The 17,602-nt window shown below is 58.6% G+C and carries 14 protein-coding genes; all 14 read right to left on the bottom strand.

The annotated features are described in order from the left end of the window. Positions 1 to 2: 2 nt before the first annotated feature. Positions 3 to 1,178: a UDP-N-acetylglucosamine 2-epimerase gene (gene neuC, locus AAG799_RS03690; RefSeq protein WP_341894449.1), complete on the bottom strand. Its 1,176-nt coding sequence runs from the start codon at positions 1,176 to 1,178 to the stop codon at positions 3 to 5. Continuing rightward, on the bottom strand, positions 1,175 to 2,347 hold the full coding sequence (locus tag AAG799_RS03685) for a LegC family aminotransferase (RefSeq protein ID WP_341894448.1): 1,173 nt from the start codon (positions 2,345 to 2,347) through the stop codon (positions 1,175 to 1,177). Before AAG799_RS03685 ends, neuC begins: the two co-directional genes overlap by 4 nt. After that, on the bottom strand, positions 2,337 to 3,338 hold the full coding sequence (locus tag AAG799_RS03680) for an NAD-dependent 4,6-dehydratase LegB (RefSeq protein ID WP_341894447.1): 1,002 nt from the start codon (positions 3,336 to 3,338) through the stop codon (positions 2,337 to 2,339). The genes AAG799_RS03685 and AAG799_RS03680 overlap by 11 nt, the downstream gene beginning before the upstream one ends. After that, entirely contained in the window at positions 3,335 to 4,942 is a 1,608-nt protein-coding gene (locus tag AAG799_RS03675; protein WP_341894446.1) for a hypothetical protein, read from the bottom strand. The genes AAG799_RS03680 and AAG799_RS03675 overlap by 4 nt, the downstream gene beginning before the upstream one ends. 2 nt (positions 4,943 to 4,944) lie before the next feature. Beyond that, positions 4,945 to 6,699: an ABC transporter ATP-binding protein gene (locus tag AAG799_RS03670; protein ID WP_341894445.1), complete on the bottom strand. Its 1,755-nt coding sequence runs from the start codon at positions 6,697 to 6,699 to the stop codon at positions 4,945 to 4,947. A 13-nt stretch (positions 6,700 to 6,712) separates the two neighbouring features. Continuing rightward, positions 6,713 to 7,813 carry a radical SAM/SPASM domain-containing protein gene (locus AAG799_RS03665; RefSeq protein WP_341894444.1) on the bottom strand — a complete coding sequence of 367 codons (1,101 nt, stop codon included), beginning with the start codon at positions 7,811 to 7,813 and terminating at the stop codon, positions 6,713 to 6,715. Between the two features lie 161 nt (positions 7,814 to 7,974). Then, positions 7,975 to 9,180 (bottom strand): glycosyltransferase family 4 protein, encoded by a 1,206-nt coding sequence (locus AAG799_RS03660; protein ID WP_341894443.1) that lies wholly within the window; start codon positions 9,178 to 9,180, stop codon positions 7,975 to 7,977. After that, a complete protein-coding gene (locus AAG799_RS03655; protein ID WP_341894442.1) occupies positions 9,177 to 10,409 on the bottom strand; it encodes a glycosyltransferase in 1,233 nt (410 codons plus the stop codon). The genes AAG799_RS03660 and AAG799_RS03655 overlap by 4 nt, the downstream gene beginning before the upstream one ends. After that, the gene (locus AAG799_RS03650; protein WP_341894441.1) at positions 10,406 to 12,205 is read right to left on the bottom strand and encodes an asparagine synthase-related protein; all 1,800 of its coding nucleotides are present in this window, start codon (positions 12,203 to 12,205) and stop codon (positions 10,406 to 10,408) included. The genes AAG799_RS03655 and AAG799_RS03650 overlap by 4 nt, the downstream gene beginning before the upstream one ends. A gap of 4 nt (positions 12,206 to 12,209) precedes the next feature. Then, the gene (locus AAG799_RS03645) at positions 12,210 to 13,157 is read right to left on the bottom strand and encodes an FkbM family methyltransferase (protein WP_341894440.1); all 948 of its coding nucleotides are present in this window, start codon (positions 13,155 to 13,157) and stop codon (positions 12,210 to 12,212) included. Next, a complete protein-coding gene (locus AAG799_RS03640; protein WP_341894439.1) occupies positions 13,136 to 13,993 on the bottom strand; it encodes an FkbM family methyltransferase in 858 nt (285 codons plus the stop codon). Before AAG799_RS03640 ends, AAG799_RS03645 begins: the two co-directional genes overlap by 22 nt. Then, a complete protein-coding gene (locus AAG799_RS03635; RefSeq protein WP_341894438.1) occupies positions 13,990 to 14,673 on the bottom strand; it encodes a winged helix-turn-helix transcriptional regulator in 684 nt (227 codons plus the stop codon). Before AAG799_RS03635 ends, AAG799_RS03640 begins: the two co-directional genes overlap by 4 nt. Positions 14,674 to 14,837: 164 nt before the next feature. Further along, on the bottom strand, positions 14,838 to 16,190 hold the full coding sequence (gene rimO / locus AAG799_RS03630) for a 30S ribosomal protein S12 methylthiotransferase RimO (protein WP_341894437.1): 1,353 nt from the start codon (positions 16,188 to 16,190) through the stop codon (positions 14,838 to 14,840). 67 nt (positions 16,191 to 16,257) lie between these two features. Then, positions 16,258 to 17,568, bottom strand: coding sequence for an amidase (locus tag AAG799_RS03625; protein WP_341894436.1), 1,311 nt, complete (start codon positions 17,566 to 17,568; stop codon positions 16,258 to 16,260). Between the last annotated feature and the right edge of the window lie 34 nt (positions 17,569 to 17,602).

Genomic DNA, 17,602 nt, shown 5'->3' with positions numbered 1-17,602 from the left:
GATCAGATTCTCACTTGAGGAAGATCGACAAAGCTTTTACGGAGCAAGCCCGCTAACGGCTGAGTCATGAGAATCTGATGGATGCGTTCGGCGGCGCCACCACGACCATAAGGCGGCTCGCACTGCCTGGCTTTCTCGCGGAAGGAAGCCGATAGCGCTACGTGGATACTGGCGGCAATCGCGTCGGAATCAGCCGGGCAGTCCAGAATTGATGCGGCGCGTAACCGTCCGGCCTGCCGCTCACCGATATTCACGGTCGGTATACCCATAGCAGGCGCTTCGATGATACCGGATGAGGAATTGCCGACCACTGCGTCAGCTGTATGCAGCAGTGAGAGATAGCGCCGCATGCCGAGAGATGCAAAAACCTTGGCGCGCCCCACATTTCTCTCGGTCCAATTCGCAATCAGGCGATTGATCGCCTGACCGCCAGGGTCAGCATTCGCTTTAGTGAAAACAATGCGCGCTTCCGGCATGGTGTCCAGCGCAGAAAGCAGAGCTTGGCATCCGGTCAGCGGCGATTCTGCGTCCAATGTTTCGGGATGATACGTTACAATCAGCATTGGAGACTGCAATCGGAAGTCCAGATCTTTTCCCAGTGTTTCAGGAGGGATCAGGTCGACCTGGTTGATATTGTCTATGCCAAGCGCACCAACAGCAAAGACACGGTCTGGTGCTTCGCCCATCTGCAGAATGCGGTTGCGGTATACTTCGGTTGCCGGGAAATGCAGATGCGCCATCTTGGTGATGGCGTGGCGGATTGCGTCGTCGATAACGCCTTCAGTGAGTTCACCACCATGGATATGCGCCAGTGGGATGCCCAGCACCAGGCAAGCCGAGGCAGCGGCCAGCAATTCGATGCGGTCTCCCAGCACGACAACGATATCAGGATGCAGGGCATGGAGAGTCTCGGCCAGTGCCGCCAACCCACTGCCGACCGCTTGCGCTGTCGCCAGGGTTTCGCCGCCATCGATAGGCATGGGCACCTTGGTGATCCTAAAACCGTCAGCTTCGATCTCGCGATAGGTCAGGCCAAGGTCTGAGTTCAGATGGGCGGCTGTCGCCAGAATCTGCAACTCGATGGCAGAATCCGCCTGCATGCGCTGCAGCAAGCCAGAAAGCAGGCCGTATTCGGCCCGCGTACCGGTAATGACGCAGATGCGGCGGCGTTCGCTCATTGCACGGCCAGTTTCGGGCTGCTGGGCAGGCAGATCACCCGCGCGACCAGATCTTCGGTGCAGGACAGGTCGGCACGCGGTGCATCGCGATACATTGGCAGGCGATGCATCGGTTCCCATAATGGGCGTGCCATCAACCCATGGTCTTGAAGGGCCTGGAGGAATTCATCGCGTCGCTGCGGCTGTGTCAGTTTAATCGTATTGAGCCAGTAATTGCTTTGCGTGCCGTCCGGTTCATTGATGAAATCAAGCCCGTCTATTTCAGAACAGGCGGCACGGTAGCGTGCAGCCAGGGCGCGCTTACGGGCAACAAAATCCGGCAAGCGCTCTAACTGCCCCAGCCCGAGAGAAGCATTCAGATTGGGCATGCGGTAATTGTAGCCAAGCTGATCGTGCATGAAGGCCCAGCGATGCGGCTGTTTAGCGGTGGTGGTAATGTGGCGAGCACGTTCTGCCAATACATCGTCATCAATCAGCAATGCACCCCCGCCGCCTGTGGTGATGATTTTGTTGCCGTTGAAGCTGAGCACTGACATCAGACCGCCGGCTGCGGCCGGGCGATTGTTGCGCAGACTGCCGAGTGATTCGGTGGCGTCCAGGATCAGGGGAAGGTTGAAGCTCTGCGCCACTTCGGCAATACGGTCATCGCTGCTGGGGTGCCCCATCACGTGTACGGGGACCACTGCCGCAATGCGTCGCCCGCTCTGCCGGTTGCGCAGCCCTCCGCCCTCAGTTACCGCAATTTCCTGCAGGCGTTTGCGCAGGGCTTCGGGGTCGATGCCGAGCGTATGCTCTTCGCAATCGACGAGATGCGGGATGGCACCGCAGTAGGCGACTGCATTCGCCGTAGCGGCAAAAGTGAGGGCGGGAATGATGACTTCCTCATCACGCTCGACACCAGCCAACATCAGGGCGGCATGTAGTGCTGCCGTACCTGACACCATCGATATGGCGTGACGGCGATCGCATGTCGCTGCAAGCCGCGCCTCAAATTCCCTGACTTGTGGTCCGGCATAGGAAACCCAGCCGCTTTTCAGGCATGCCGCAACCAGTGCCTGTTCATGCTCTCCAAACTCGGGTTCATGCAGGCTGGCAGGTAGGGCGTTTGCCGGCAGAACGGCCGTCAATGCCTCTAGCGCAGCGGGAATGTTGAGTTGATTAGAGGACATAACGACCAACCCGGTAGCGCCTGAGATTGTCAGGGTTCTCAAACCACGTCACAGTTTGCTTCAGTCCCTTCCGGAAGCCGTCGAGGCCGCCATAATCCGGTTGCCAGGCCAGAAGTGTCTTGGCCTTGGTGTTGTCAGCCCATAGGCGCTCGACTTCGCTGCCGGCCGGCCGCAGACGCGCTTCTTCGGTTTCAATCTCGATGGTTGTGCCCATCGCTTCGGCAATGGCATGGGCTGTATCGCCAATCGAAATTTCGTAATCACTACCGATATTGATAACCTGTCCGATCGAGGCGGTGCTCTCAAGCACTGCAATGAAGCCTGCCGCAGTGTCGGCCACATAGTTAAAATCACGCGTCGGTGTGACCGCACCAAGCTTGATGTGCCTGCTGCCATTGGCAATCTGAGTAATGATTGTGGGGATGACGGCGCGGGCAGACTGGCGGGGGCCGTATGTGTTGAATGGCCGGATCACACCGACTGGCAATTCAAAAGAGGCATGGAATGACAATGCCAACTGGTCAGCGCCAATCTTGCTGGCGGAATAGGGCGACTGTCCCTGAAGTGGATGCTCTTCCGTGATGGGTACGAAGCGTGCTGTGCCATATACCTCACTGGTGGAGGTGTGAACCACTTTAGTCAGGCCGAGGTCGCGAGCGGCCTGCAAGACGTTGAGCGTCCCGCTTATATTGGTTTCGATGTAAGCCTGTGGAGCGCGATACGAGAAAGGGATGGCGATCAGAGCAGCCAGATGCAGTGCGGAATCGCAGCCGCGCATGGCTTCGCGCACGGCGAAAGGATCGCGGATATCACCGGCGACGACATCGAGGTTATCGCGGATTTCAGATGGGGACTCATCCAGCCACCCCCAGCTGTCAAACGAATTATACATCACAAAGGCGCGCACATCGTATCCACGCCGAACCAAAGCTTCGGTCAGGTGCGAACCAATAAAGCCGTCTGCACCCGTGACAAGCACTTTTCCAGTCATGGCGCATTACCTTCTGTAGGCTGGAATAGTGGGGCGAATGATGTATTTCTACTGATGGCCTGTGCATCCACCAGCATTGCAGGCAATCGGTCCCAGTCGGTATGGGCGCGATTGTCATCGTCATACCAGCCTGGAACAAACCGGATTCGCTGCGATAGCAGATCAGCTGCAACCGCATTCGGAGGGCAGTGCCCAAACTCAAAGGTAATGACTGGCTTTCCGCTGAACAGAATGTCCCGTAAAACGGTGGTGTGCAGATAATCCATGATCACCATGTCTGCTGAAGCCAGGGCCTCTGCGAAGCTGCCGGTGGCTGCAGAAACCCCCAGTTCCTGTGTAAAGGCTGTAGGCGCTGCTGAGGGCGAATCCGGGTGCGCACGGAACAGAACGTTATAGCCAAGGCGTTTCAGCTGGCTGAACAACCGCGCCTGCCAGTCGACTGCGACGGTATCGAATTCGATCGGCGTAATGGTCATCTTCTCGCCACGATATTGATTGGCCACGAACAGAATGTTCCGCATCGGCCCATCATGTGCAGGCGGCGGTAAAGACCCAGGCCTCTTGTTCGCTTGTATGAAGTCTATCTGGGGCCAATGATCCTGCATGCGAAAGGATTCGCGGCGCTGCGTGCGATAACCCTCGGCCTGCACGGCACTGAAAGTAATAAATGCGTCAGGCGTAACAAATTCCGTCAGATTAGCATCTGGCGCGTCAAAAAGGCCGATACCCGAGCCATGATCATGGCTAAGACACTTGCCGCCAACACGACGGACGGCAGTGTGCAGAATACGGCGGAAGATATAGCCACCGGATCCGGTCCAGAGCTGGGCTGGGAGGCGGTTGGGATGTTTCGCCAGCGATTGCAGATACCAACGGCAGACAGGTGCCGCTTCGTTCAGCCAAGCCCGCATATGTACAAGCAGACTTTCAGGCAATGCATCGCCGGCCGAGCGTGCGGCATTGACGAAGCCGTTGAGGATGGCATCGATGGTGGTTGGCTGTAGCTGGTAAGGCCGGAGATCGGCCGGCAGGGTATCGCTGGCCTCGCCGAACCAGTAGCGCAGGGACACGAGCACCGGCTTTTCTCCAATTTGCCGGGCATGCTCTCGCGTCAACGGACAGGGATTGGTCGCGATAATACGGTTGCGGAAGTCGACTGTTTCCGGCCAACGCCAGGACAGGCCGTCATCCTGCAGCAGACCATAGACTGGCCGCAGCAGCGCACGCCAGTGGGAAGCCGGAAATCGGCCACGCAGGAAGCCGATCCGATCGCGCTGGGGCTGCCAGAACTGGGCATCATCAGTGTGGTTGGACCGCAGCCAGCGTGCGGTGATCTGCTCGCCGCGCCGGGCGAAACGACCAAGAAGCACCGCGGCGAACCAACCGCGCAATGCCTCTTGCACGAATTCCATAGCCAGGATCGCCAGAAGCTCGCCATCCTCGTTGCCATTCGCGATTAGCGTGCGGACTTCAGCGGCATAGGCGGTCATGAACTGATCGCGGAAGATACCATGCTCACGCCAGGAGACCGGCCAGGCAAAACCCTTAACGCCCTCGTCGGTGATATCGAGGCTGGTCACGTCGAGCGAGCGTATGCGGTCCATTCTCATGCTGCCCCCTCAACCGGGTGCCGGCTGCATAACTGACCTGAATCAAGTTGGTAGACGTGATGCGCAGCATTGACGATGGCAGTCTGATGCGAGATGGCCAGGATTGTCACCTGCTGAGACAGTTCGCGCAGGGTCTGACAAATTGCAGCTTCGGTCTGGGGGTCCAGAGCCGTCGTGGCCTCGTCCAGGATCAACAGTCTTGGTTTGCGGACCAATGCGCGGGCCATTGCGATACGCTGGCGCTGGCCGCCAGAAAGCTGCAGGCCGCGTTCGCCGGCCGATGTATGGATGCCCTGAGGCAACCCGGCAATGAAACTGCCAAGGCCGGCGGCCTGCAGTGCGGCAATGGCATCGGTTTCCGACAGGGCCGGGTCTCCGAGGGTCACATTGACCAGGATCGACTCGGCAAACAGGCTGGTTTCCTGCGGCACGTAGCCGATGGTTTCGCGCCAGTCATGCAGGTTGATCTGGCGCAGCGATACCCCGTCCACCTGAACGTCGCCGGCGAGCGGACGATACAGACCGATCACCAGATCGGCGATAGTCGTCTTGCCTGAGCCCGAGGGACCGATCACCGCTGTGATCTGGTTTGCGGGAATGGTGAGGGACATATCCTTGAGAACGACACGGTCACCGTAGGAGAAGTCGACATGCGCGAGAGTAATTGCGTTGCTGAGTGCAGGAGGGGGATTGCCTTCGATCGGCTCCGCTTCGCTTTGAGCAAGCTTGGTGGTCTTGATGAGTGACCAAAGCGCACTTTCTCCGGCAACCAGGGACTGGCCAATCTTCTGGAAGCCCCCCACCGTCTGTGCTGCTCGCCAGAACAGCAGGGCAAGCACCATGATTTCGGTTATAGGAGCTACTCCGGCACTCAGAATGATATACAGGCCGCCCGCCATCACGACTGTGGCGACTGGTTCCTGCAGGCTGCGCACAGCGCTGGTTGCGACAACCTGGCGTTCGAGAGCTGCATTCAGGCCGCGCGCTTCGTGCTCCAGCAAAGGCAGGAAGCGTTTTTCCAGCGCCATCGATTTGATTGGCTTGATGCCCTGGATGGCGTCGACAAAGCGAGCCATCAGCGAACTCAGAAACTGCGTCTGCCCTTCGCCTGCTGCGCGCGCGATGCGAACGTAGCGGCTGAGCACGGAAATCATTAAGAAGCCGGTCACCAGCGCCCCCAGTGCTACCGGCAGGGAAACCAGCATGGCAGCACCGATGTAAATCACTCCCTGGATGATAATGACCAGCATATTGACGGCATAAAATACGGTACTGGCGGCCCGTTCCGGCTCGCCGCCCACGGCGTTGGCCAGACGGCCGGTCGGCTGGCTGACGAAGTAAGACCAGCGCGCGGCCAGCATGCTGTTAATAAAGTCCAGACGCAGGTCGGTCTGAACGCGGGCCATCATGTGCCCGACATACTTCATGCCGAACCAGGTGAGTGCGGATTTGAGCAGAACGATTGTCACCATGAGGCTGAGCAGGACCTCAAGCGATGGGGTTAGCCCCACCCGATCCAGGGCGTCGGTGAAGATGGCGGCAAAACGGCTGCTCCCCATGCCCTGTCCCACGGCAAGGCTGAGTAGTGGCAGCAGGGTGAGGATACCAAGGCCCTCGAGGATATTGGCAATCAGTAGTGAACCGATCACCGCGCCTGCTGCCATCGGATAGCGAAAGATGAATAAACGCAGGACGCGAAGGAGATTCTTCAGTGGCAACCGGCGGCGCAGGATTTGCAGGAATGACGGCATGGGTGCTGAATGCTCAGTGTTCGTCCAGGCCGATCTGCTTCGCTTTGCGGCGGGCAAACAGCCAGGGAACGGTGTGGCGCAGATGGTCGACCAGAATTCGCTTCGGGTTTTCGCGTATGAAGTCATCAACGGGCATGTAGCGCGTGCAGGTCTTGCAGACTTCAGGTAAGTCACCCTTCAGCCAATCCTTGCGGTAATTGGCCAGTTTCTCGCCTTTCCAGATTTCATCCAGTGACTGTTGCTTGATGTTGCCGATATTGATTTCACTCTCAAGGTCGGTGCAGATACAGGCGCCGACATTGCCATCCGCCAAGATATGCATGCGCCGATAAAGCTCAAAGCAGGGCGACTGCTTTTTCACCGAGACCGGCAGTGCCTCCGCCATATCGCAGCCCTGCGGTAGATCCTTCTGCTCGATCCGCCCCGACCAGGCGTCGTAAGATTCGAGGAACGAGATGTTGCTGCCACCGAACATTTCTTCGAATTTCCGGTATTCCGGTGTTTCCGACCACTCACCTTCGTCGCGTGCCACCCGCAGATGCAGCGTGACCAGTACTGGCGAACCAAGCTCGCGGTTGCGCTTGCCGATCATCTCGATATTGCGCAGGACCGTGTCATACTTGTCTTTGCCGTAATAGTGTTTGTAGCCCTCGCGGCTGCCCACATAGGTGGAGATTGCCAGGCGGGACAGTCCGGATGTCAGCAGCGCATCGGTTTCAAAGCGGTGCAGCAGGATGCCATTTGTGTAGAGCATGATCGACGTGATTGACGGCTGCGCAGCGGCATAGCGGATTTTGCGCAGCAGATGCTTGTCGACCAGGGGATCGCCCACGGTGGGGGTATAGTTGATTGAACCGCCGCCATGAGCGGCGAATTCGTCGATCGCTTTCTCGTAAACCTCCCACGGCATCACCGTTTTGGGACGCTCCATGTAGCGATAGGCGCAGAAGGTACAGTTGGCGTTGCAGATATTGGTGGTTTCGACGCCAAAATTGATGAAACGGCTTTCCATCAGGTGGCGGTAGAACGACACAGGCACCAGCCGCAGGCTGTTGGCAACCAGCCTTCGAAGCAGGTTCAGTCGGGGCGCTCGAATGAGGGTCTTGCGGCGCATATGCGGCCCATCTGGTCGCCTGCGGCCTCATACTGGAGGGGCGGCGGAAAGAACGGAAAATCCTAGGCGCAACAGGAAATTACGGCTAAATCCTACCTTGTTCGTCCCGTGAACGTCAAGAGCTGGATTGCAGATGTGAAGTCACCGGAAGATTGGGGTTTTCACTTAAGTAGTTGATAATAAAGAGATTCATAGCGTTCGACAACGCTATCCCAGGAAAACGCCTCGGCTCGGGACCGGGCCTGGCCGGTCAGGTGCTGCCGCAGGGCAGGATCCATCTTCACCTGGGTCATGGCAGTGGCCAAGCCCGCCGGGTCAGAGGGGGAGACCATCAGGCCGTCCTGTCCATGACGAATGATATCCCGGCAGCCGGGCGCGTCCGTGGTGATGATGGGCAGGCCGGCCGCCATGGCTTCGACCAGCACAATGCCGAAGGTTTCCATCAAGGATGGAAAGGCGAAGGCATCGCTCATTTGATAGAGCTGCACCAGCGGGTCGGATGGCAGCAACAGCTGGTCAGCCTGTGGACTGCCGATCTGTTCCACCAGCAGTGTCTCGGCTGCGATTCCGAGCTGTTCGGCTTCTGCCTGCAAGGCACTGGCCCCGAGTCCTGCAATTACAATGCGAAAATCAGTGGTGCCGGCCGCCTTCATCAAAGCTCCGGCCTGCAATAGCAGGCGATAATTTTTCTTTGGATGGTTGCGGCCAACAGCAAGGAATACAAAATCGGTTTCTGCAATGCCATGGCTGCGGCGGGTTGCCATGCGATTGCCGGTCTGACTCAGGCGTTCGAGGTCGACACCATTGGGAATCTCAATGATGCGGTCCTCGGCGACGCCCAGCGCTCGATACTCCTCTAGTACAGACGGTGTGATGGCAACGAGTTTGTCAGCTTGCGGCAACCAATGTCGTACCAGCGCGTCAACGGCGGGATCAAGGCGCGCGCCATAGCCAATGGCCGGCTGTCTTTGGATATCCTCACCCGCACAGCGCACCAGATGCGGGACGGCGCGCCATCGCCTGGCATAGTGAATCAGCGCAACGCCTGTGGGCCAGCCCATCGTACAATGCCAGATATCGAAATCATATTTTCGATATGCCCATTCGAACCAGGCATCAAGCACGGCAAAACCCAGAACCGGCATGCGGCGCAGCAGCCCAAAGGCTTTGGGTGGAAAAGCGATAACTTCATAAGGTAGAGACCAGCCGCTGCGTAGTGCCTCAACATGCGGCGTCTGCGCTATTACCACCGGACGATGGCCGCGTTTCTGCAGGCGCAGTGCAATATTGTGCAGGCCCACCTCAACACCGCCGAGTCCGGGCAGAAATGTGGATGTTGGCAGCGCAACAGTCAGTGGCCGAGTCATGCTGATGCCTTCAGTACGGCCGAGACATCCAGCTGGCCATCGCGCGGCAAGCGAGCCGTGGCCTGCAGCAGGCGGTGAAAATCGGCATCAATGCGGGCCGCTGATGCAACATCGGCAATCTCCCGGGCGCCTTGAGCCAGGGCTTCGGCGGGAAGTTCGGGAAGCTGTCGGGCAGCTGTCACCCATGCCGCGGTTTCAAGCGGGCGGAGAAAGCCGGTGCGGCCATCATCAATCCATTGGCGGAAAGCTGCTTCCGCGGCATTGGCCAGAACCGGAACGCCACAGGCCAGACTCTCCAGCATTGGTGTGGCCAGGCCTTCATCGTAATTTGGCAACAAGTATGCATCAGCGAGCAAGATATAATCTTCGGCAGTCACAAAGTTTGGCACCAGATGCACCCGAGTTTCCAGGTTCAAATCCAAGATGCGCTGACGCAAGGCGACCATGTAGGCTTCGTCACGCGACAGTAGAGGGCCTGAAGTGACCACGGGGCCAGCGAGAACCAGTTTGAAGCGCTCTGGCAGTTGCGCCAGCATATCCAGCAGAAAGATCTGGTTCTTCTGCGGCATGAATTTTGCCACCATCGACAGTACACAATCCTGAGTATTGAACGGTGTCAGACGTGTACGGAGGTCATCGCGGCGCTGCGGTTGGGGGAAAAACCGTGTCGTATCCACGGGATTAGGGCGAACCCAGACATTATCTGTGAAGCCCAATTCCCGGCAGCGTTCACCGAGGGCGGCCGAGATGGCGATAATCAAGGTGCGGCGCTTCAGATTGAGAAGATTGCCGTAACGCAGGCCGGGTAGACTCTGGCGGGGATCGGCCCGCGCGGTAACCAGTTCGATCACGAGTGCGGCATTGGTCAGTCGCGCCCAGAGAATGGCAGCCGCAGTCGAAGCTGACATGCCGAAAACATGCAGCAGGTCGTATCGGCGTCCAGCTAGCCGCAGCAGAGTCTGTACGGCTTCGAGCCATATGCTCCATGCCTGAGCAAGGCGCTGGCGCCAACCGCTCTCTTGCAGGCTCCGGAACCGGCAGGCGATACGCTCGACAGGAACGTTGTCGTGGCTGTAGCTCGCGTTTCCAGGGAATTCTACGGAATTGGTCAGAACTTTCCAGCGCAATGCGGCGCCAGCCGCGGCCAGGCGGCGATAAGTATTGTGAATGCGCAGGCCAGCGCCGGCATATTCAGGGGGGAATTTACTGCAGACAATCTGGACCTTCATGCGTCCGCTTCCGGTGTCAGGCAGCGGTCGATCGTCACCAGAAGATTCAATAGTACCGAGTGGTCATGTCGGCCTGCCGCATGGTCTGCGATGCTGTCGCGGATTTTTCCGCTGTCGAAGATATCCAGCATTTCCAGCGCCGGCGATTCCGGCAAGGCAGCGACCAGGTCCCGGATATGCGGATTGTGTTCCAACGACGCGCGCGCCGGCGGCCATGAACGTTCCCACCAGGGTGGCATGGCGCGGAACCGAGGCCCAAGCGCTCGGTTTGCGGCAGCGCGAGCCCAATGGATCGCAGTTTGCATTCCGAGGCTACGCCGCGCCGTGATGTTCGTGTTGGCGTTACGAATGCTCATCATGGCCGGGTTACACAGATCAATTGCCTGCATGAGGATGGCCCAATTCGCCTTGTCTTGCGGCGAAACTGCGAAGGCCATGTCGAAAAGGCGGTTCTCCAGTGCCGGGATCCGGCAATCCGCCCAGCCGCGAATCGAGGCGGCCATTGGGAAGGAATAGTGACGGGAGAAGTTATGCAGATGCATGTATTCCCACTGGCCATAGGCATCAGCTCCGGCTGCGCGCGCGCGTGCCATGATGCTGTTCACCGAGTCATGCATACGCGCTTCCAGATCAGGCCGTGCATTCTTGCGGATCACCGACCACGGGTCGGATGTTTTGAGCCGATAGCTGACACCACGGGTGAACTGCCCGGCCGGATCGTGGCCAATCGGCTGCAACTGATACATCAAGGTTTCGCGGCCAGCGATGCGCAGTGGTTTTTTGGGTTGATACAAGCCGGCGAAGAACACATCCAGTGCTAGGCCCAGGAAGATGCTATCGGCTTTCGGCAACACAGCGGAACTGTAAGGGGCAAACTGGAATTCCGGGTAGATCTGCATACCTGAGAGCCAGACGCTGTCCTCGACCAGATCATTCAGCATGTCGTGTGGCCGCTGCACAAAGACATGCTCGGCTCCCGCGGCAGCTGCCAGTTCAGCAGCAACTTCAAACTCGTTGTTTCGGGTCAGGCAGGTGGTAAAGCATGTCGGCATAACCGGCGCGGCGGCCAGCAGTGCGCGACTGTCCAATCCGCCGCTCAGCATCAGACCATAGCGTCGACCATCCGACATATGCATCGCCATGGCGTCTCGCAAGGCGTCGGCCAAATCCCCAGCGAGGGTCTTGCGATCTAGTGCAGAGGGAGCAAAAGACGGCATCCAGTATTTCTGGACCCGAGGCGCAGACATACCGCGTGTGAATGTCAGGATCGATGCGGAGTCAAGATACTGCGTGTTGCTGTCATAGGTGTGGGTGCCGAACAAGCGACGGAAATGCAGGAACTCAAAAACCGCGGCCGGATCTATGCGTGCTTTTCCATTGCGCAGCAGAGGGTCAAGCACGGCTTTGAAAGACGTCGACAATTGCAGCGTGTCGCCATCCTGTCGGAAGTAAAAGGCCAGCGATCCGAAGCGATCATTGATTACCGATAGGGTCGCTGTCTCGGGATCGTAAATCTGGATGAGGAAGGATCCATTCAGCCCCAGGGCGAAGCCGAATTGATCCTGCACGCTGTCAAAGCTGCGCAGAATGGCAGCATCATCAATTCGCCCCTCGGCAATCGGGTTGCCCCAGATCACCAGAACTTTGCCACGCCTCCGGTATAACCTCGCCTCAGGGTGGAGATTTTCCGCCCGGATGTTCAGACGGCCATCATTGAAGAGATCGTTTCCGGTCTCGGCCGCCGCCGGCGCGTCCGGCCTGAATCTGACCGAGAGCTGGAAGCGGCGCGTGGACAAGCGGTCAGGTCCGTTTCTGCAGAAGAACCGTGCGGGCGCCGCCGATCTTGCAAATGAAGTCTATAGCGTCATCGTTGCCGACATTTTCATAGATCACGCGCTCGACGTCGTCGGTGCGCACGCTTTCCACACCGCGATAACCACGGGCATTGATCAGTGCGGTGCCGCGTTCCGAGGAGGATGCGAGGTAGCGCACGTGGTAGCCGAGGTTAAACAGCTTGCGTAGCGGAGTTTCCATGTCGTGCTCGGCGCCATACCGGGACAGATGTGTCTCGAAAATAACCATCGGCGCCAGTTCGCCAGCGGCCACAGCGTCGATCATGCCGTTGAAGACTTCGACTTCATGGCCTTCGACATCCATACGCATCAGATCCGGTTTGCCATACTGCTTGGCCAGTTCCGGCACGGTATAGGTACGCACCTGCACGCTTTGGCCGGAAAGGTGTTTTGCGCCTGTGCCGGTAGTGTGGAAGGTATTGAGATTTGACTGGTGCGCGAGGAAAAATTCGCGATCGCCCGGCTGATCGGATACAGCTCCGGCGATCACCGGTACGCCGCTATGGCCATTAAGGGCCAGATTGCGCTGCAGGAGTTCGATGTTGGATGGCGATGGTTCGATAGCCACCATTCGGCCGGTCGGCCCAATCAGCGCCATTTCCATCAGCACGTAGTAGCCAATGTTTGCGCCGATATCGAGCACGCTCATGCCCGGCTTCAGCACCTTCTCCAGGATAATCTTATGGTCGATCTCGCGGGTTCGGAACAGCATCAGCGACCTGCAGATACCGCGATCTTGCATGTCGAGCAGCATGCGGTAATTGTGAATCGGCCGCTCGATAAAGCGGCGATTCAACACGCGGTGCTCGATATTTGCTGCCGCCAGATTGAGTACGGCATTGGCAAGTATGGCCGGACCCCGGGTGCGAAGGGTCAGGAGTGCATTGGCAAGCATGATATGTCCTTGTCTTGCGGCAAAAGCAGGTATTCCCGCAAGCGGAATTGCTCGACCGGAGTACCGTCGATTTCAAAGCAGCGATAGCCTTGGTTGGCGATCAGGGCGATGAGGGCATCCACGCTACTGCCAAGCAGTTTGAGCTCAGTCGGGTGAATGCTAAGGAATATAGTCGGGCGGTGGCGACGCAGTGTTTCGGTTGCACCGCTTAGGACACCGTACTCGGCACCCTCAACATCGATCTTGATCACATTGGGTACGAGTCCGAGCCGGCTGCAATACTGATCCAGAGATATCTGGCGGCGCGTAGTCTCCACAAACTGATCGTGGTCGCGCTTGATAGCTAATCCATTGCGGCCACTCACCCAGGTTTGTTCGAAGAAGGGTACTGCATCCTGTTCGTCGCTGCCGATCAATGCATCAACAATGACGACATTGTTGGCCTGATTTGCAGCAACATGAGCGCGCAGGTACTGCAGGTTGGCGGATGACGGCTCAAAGCAGTGAACCTGGCCTTCGGGGGCTAGGACAGTGCTCATTGGCAAAGCTACCAAGCCGATATGACCTCCGATATCAAGCACGCAGCGCGCGCCGCGGCAGGCTTCGATGCAGGCGCTGAAGCCACCGTTATGGGCGTCGCCCCAATGTTCAAAGTTGCTGAAGGCGAATTCGGGCTGCAGTTTGAACGGGCCATAGGGACCAATATGCTGCGGCACCGTGCCGAACCAGCCGGTGCGACAGGCGCTGCGGTACAATTCTCCTAAGCGAACCCAAAGCGGCGCCATGAACTTCAGTGGCCCATGGCGCAGGCGGCGAAGCGTCGCTATTGCACTCATGCTTTTTCGGCTTCTTCGGTATCTGGCAGCTTGGCGGCGTCATTAGCAACAGCAGCGGCCGGTTTGCTGCGTGATATATTCAGCATGCGTGGCACCAAGATGCGATCTGGTGCGACCTCAGTTGCCAGCCTGTCGTAAGTAGCCTGCGAATTGCTTAGTGCGGTCAACAGAACTGCATCCCAAGGTCCAAGTTCACTCAGGCTCGGTTTTGACGCCAACCCGGCCAGGCTGCCGCCCTTAGGGTCGGCAATACCAATCACTTCAATGCTCTGGTCACGACTGCACAACAAAGCCACTTCTGCCAATTCACTTACTCCGTAGAGCGCAATGCGGCGCCAGCCGCGCGTGTTGCAGTCGCGCAGCAGCAATTCGCATTGACGTCGGGCGGCGCGGAAAAACCCGAAGGAGGAGTGAAGGTATTCGCTAGTGAGCCGGCTCTTCTCACGAAAGCCCTGAGCCGTGAGATAGTAGGCGTAACGGCGCGGCGGGGCTGAAGTGATTTTGATCAGGCCCTTGCGGATGCAGCGCTTGAGATAAGCATTGGCCAAGCCGAGGGCTATGCCGAGCTCGCTGGCAATGGTGCGCTGCGTGATCAACTGGTTGCTTTCCACCGATGTCAGGAGCGCCAGCACGATTTCGGCATCGCTGCGTCCAGGCAGTGTCTTGTCGTCCTCGTCCATGGGCCCAGTGAAGGTGGCAGGAAGTGGTTTTGGCGATCTTATTTGGTTCATTATATGAACGTCAATCAAACGATAACGCCTTGGCAGCGCGCCACATTGGTCAATGTGCAATATTATTAATATATTTCAATGACTTAAAATTTAAGTATTGCACGCTGACTGGCTTAGTGGCCGACAATACTTCCGCTCAGATCGTAGGCGGTGGCCTTGTCGATCTTGACCTTCACCATGTCGCCGACTTGGACGCCGGCAGCATTCTTGACCTTCACCAGACCGTCGATTTCAGGGGCGTCGGCGAAGCTGCGGCCAATGGCAGTGGTGCGCTTGGCCTCGTCGATCAGCACATCCAGGGTGCGGCCGACAAAGCGTTTTAGCCGCCTGGCGCTGATCTTTTGCTGGGCGGCCATGAATCGCTCCCAGCGTTCCTGTTTCACGTCGTCGGCCACATGGCCTGCCAGATCATTGGCGGCTGCGCCTTCAACATTCTCGTATTTGAAGCATCCGACGCGGTCGAGTTGCGCTTCTTCCAGCCATTGCAGCAGGAACTCAAAGTCCGCCTCGGTTTCACCGGGGAAGCCGACGATGAAGGTGGAGCGGATCACTAGGTCCGGGCAGATTTCGCGCCAGGCGCGGATGCGCTGCAGGACCTTTTCCTGATTGCCTGGGCGGCGCATGCTCTTCAGGACGCGCGGCTCGGCATGCTGAAATGGGATGTCGAGATAAGGCAATATTTTACCTTCGGCCATCAGCGGGATGACCTCGTCAACATGCGGATAAGGGTAGACATAGTGCAACCGCACCCAGGCGCCGAGGCTGCCCATAGCATCTGCCAGTTCGGTCAGGCGTGCCTTGACCTTTCGCTCGCGCCACTGGCTCTCTGCGTGCTTGATGTCGACGCCATAAGCTGAAGTGTCCTGCGAGATGACCAGAAGTTCCTTTACGCCGGCCTTCACCAGACGTTCAGCTTCAAACAGCACATCGTTGGATTGTCGGCTTTTCAGCTTGCCGCGCATGGAGGGGATGATGCAGAAGCTGCAGCTGTGATTGCAGCCCTCGGAAATCTTCAGGTAGGCATAGTGGCGTGGCGTCAGTTTGATGCCTTGAGGCGGCACCAGATCAACGAAGGGATCATGCAGCGGGGGGACCGCTTGATGCACGGCTTCGACCACGGCTTCATACTGCTGCGGCCCTGAAATCGACAATACGTCAGGGAACATGCCGCGGATTTTTTCGGCTTCCACGCCCATGCAGCCGGTGACGATGACGCGGCCATTCTCGCGCATCGCTTCGCCGATCGCTTCCAGCGATTCCTGCTTGGCGCTATCGAGGAAACCGCAGGTATTGACCAGCACGACATCGGCCGAGTCATAGGAGCCGGAGATGCTGTAGCCTTCGGCGCGCAGCTTGGTGATGATGCGCTCGGAATCGACGAGGGCTTTGGGACAGCCGAGGCTGACAATGCCGACTTTGGGGGCGGTCGCGGTCCCAGCGGATGTGAGGGGGGCAGGCTTGGTCATGACCGCGGCTTATACGCTTGATTGCGCGTCCTCGCTAGCCCATCAATAACCCTTTAATTACAATACTTTATGCACATAAAGCGGTTTGAACAGCCGCAGCCATGCGCAGCAACCGGTGGTCATGGCCATTGCGCGTCACCAGCATGATGCCAACCGGCAGGCCGCTGACCGGGAGCGGCAGCGAGATGGCGCAGAGATCGAAGAAGTTTGCCATGCTCGGGTTGCGCAGCAGCAGCAGGTTGGCGGTGGTGAAGGCAGTCTCGTCATTGGCCAGATCGGCGATTTTCGGTGCCGTGATTGCCGTGGTCGGCAGCACCAGGGCATCGAGATCGGTCAATCGGGCATCCATGGCGCGGATCAGTTCGGCCCGGCGGCGCTGGGCGAAGACATAATCCATTGCTGGAATGGTTCGGCCGCGTTCGATCCGGCCACGCACCAGAGGGTCGAAATCTGCCGCGCGGCTTTCGAACCAGTCGCGATGGATATGGGCGGCCTCAATGGCGGCGAACGGCCCCTTGCCGGTCGCCTCCAGCATCGGTGCCAGCAGATCCAAAGGCTGGTCGCTCAGAGAGACGCCGCTCTTGCCCAACACTGCGAGGGCAGCGTCAAATCCCCGGGCCACGGCAGCATCCAGGTTGTCCAGCAGCAGGCCGCGTGGAACGCCGAGCCGCAGGCCGTTCAGGGACACAGCGGGCAGGGGTGCCAGCATTTCACCGGCCATCACCGCATCAGCAATGGCGCAATCGGTGACAGTGCTGGCCATCGGGCCAATGCTGTCAAGCGAGAAGGAGAGCGGAAACGCGCCCGTGGTCGGGACGCGATACTGGCTCGGTTTCAGGCCAACGATACCGCACAGTGCTGCCGGAATACGAGTAGAGCCGCCAGTATCCGAGCCAATGGTGATCTCGGCCATGCCGTCAGCAACCGAAACGGCGCCGCCGGAACTTGAGCCGCCGGGAATGCGGCTGCGGTCGGCCGGGTTGCCCGGTGTGCCGTAATGCGGATTGATGCCGACGCCGGAAAAGGCGAATTCAGTCATATTGGTCTTGCCGATGATGACGGCACCGGCAGCCCGCAGGCGGGCAATCGCCGGCGCCTCGACAGTCGCCGGGGCGGCATCGCGCAGCAGCTTGGAACCGGCAGTGGTGGCCTCACCGGGTATATCGAATAGATCCTTGATCGAAATGATGCGGCCATCCAGGGGGCCCAGCCCGAGGCCGAGCCTGGCCCGGGCATCCGCCGCGTCGGCGGCGGCACGGGCGCCTTCGGTATAGAGCCGGATCATGGCCCGATGTCCCTCACCTGCCGGATCCGCGATCCGGGCCAGACAGGCTTCCAGGCGATCCCGGCTCGAGCCGGTGGCGGCGGGTTTGGTCATGCGATTCTCCGACAGATAAACTCCGGCACTATCG

The sequence above is a fragment of the Ferrovibrio terrae genome (assembly GCF_943371255.1).
GTDB classification, from domain to species: Bacteria; Pseudomonadota; Alphaproteobacteria; order Ferrovibrionales; family Ferrovibrionaceae; genus Ferrovibrio; species Ferrovibrio terrae_B.
Note: the sequence above shows the minus strand (reverse complement) of the source record. Positions and strands in the feature narration are given on the sequence as shown.

What these genes read in the sequence shown, in the direction of transcription:
- rimO (WP_341894437.1), bottom strand. Translation starts at nt 16,190, where the DNA reads ATGACCAAGCCTGCCCCCCTCACATCCGCTGGGACCGCGACCGCCCCC.
- AAG799_RS03640 (WP_341894439.1), bottom strand. Translation starts at nt 13,993, where the DNA reads ATGAGTGCAATAGCGACGCTTCGCCGCCTGCGCCATGGGCCACTGAAG.
- AAG799_RS03680 (WP_341894447.1), bottom strand. Translation starts at nt 3,338, where the DNA reads ATGACTGGAAAAGTGCTTGTCACGGGTGCAGACGGCTTTATTGGTTCG.
- AAG799_RS03685 (WP_341894448.1), bottom strand. Translation starts at nt 2,347, where the DNA reads ATGTCCTCTAATCAACTCAACATTCCCGCTGCGCTAGAGGCATTGACG.
- AAG799_RS03625 (WP_341894436.1), bottom strand. Translation starts at nt 17,568, where the DNA reads ATGACCAAACCCGCCGCCACCGGCTCGAGCCGGGATCGCCTGGAAGCC.
- AAG799_RS03635 (WP_341894438.1), bottom strand. Translation starts at nt 14,673, where the DNA reads ATGGACGAGGACGACAAGACACTGCCTGGACGCAGCGATGCCGAAATC.
- AAG799_RS03645 (WP_341894440.1), bottom strand. Translation starts at nt 13,157, where the DNA reads ATGCTTGCCAATGCACTCCTGACCCTTCGCACCCGGGGTCCGGCCATA.
- AAG799_RS03675 (WP_341894446.1), bottom strand. Translation starts at nt 4,942, where the DNA reads ATGGACCGCATACGCTCGCTCGACGTGACCAGCCTCGATATCACCGAC.
- AAG799_RS03660 (WP_341894443.1), bottom strand. Translation starts at nt 9,180, where the DNA reads ATGACTCGGCCACTGACTGTTGCGCTGCCAACATCCACATTTCTGCCC.
- AAG799_RS03655 (WP_341894442.1), bottom strand. Translation starts at nt 10,409, where the DNA reads ATGAAGGTCCAGATTGTCTGCAGTAAATTCCCCCCTGAATATGCCGGC.
- AAG799_RS03670 (WP_341894445.1), bottom strand. Translation starts at nt 6,699, where the DNA reads ATGCCGTCATTCCTGCAAATCCTGCGCCGCCGGTTGCCACTGAAGAAT.
- AAG799_RS03665 (WP_341894444.1), bottom strand. Translation starts at nt 7,813, where the DNA reads ATGCGCCGCAAGACCCTCATTCGAGCGCCCCGACTGAACCTGCTTCGA.
- neuC (WP_341894449.1), bottom strand. Translation starts at nt 1,178, where the DNA reads ATGAGCGAACGCCGCCGCATCTGCGTCATTACCGGTACGCGGGCCGAA.